Origin of the sequence: Alkalihalophilus lindianensis (assembly GCF_032843265.1) — a bacterium.
GTDB classification, from domain to species: Bacteria; Bacillota; Bacilli; order Bacillales; family Bacillaceae_D; genus Alkalihalophilus; species Alkalihalophilus lindianensis.
The window spans coordinates 1-228 of record NZ_JAWJBA010001162.1; the positions used below are offsets into that span (position 1 = coordinate 1).

The following is a 228-nucleotide window of genomic DNA, read 5'->3' on the forward strand; positions in this document are numbered from 1 at the left end:
GATTTTCCCGACCACTGGAGTGCTGATAGGAATAAAGATGTGTGCCATCGAAGCGATATAACCCATGAGCATCCTTACAAAAATGACCAGGAACCCAGTCGAGGATGACCCCAATTCCATGTTGATGACATTGGTCAACAAAATACTGAAACTCATTGGGTTCCCCATACCTTGAGGTGACAGAAAAGTAGCCTGTTCCCTGATACCCCCATGAATCGTCGAGCGGAT

1 protein-coding gene is annotated in these 228 nt (G+C 46.5%); it reads right to left on the minus strand.

Features of this window, described 5'->3' with window-relative positions; translation table 11 throughout:
- The coding region (locus RYX56_RS25720) for an alpha-amylase family glycosyl hydrolase (protein WP_317124559.1) at positions 1 to 228 on the minus strand (228 nt) is incomplete at both ends.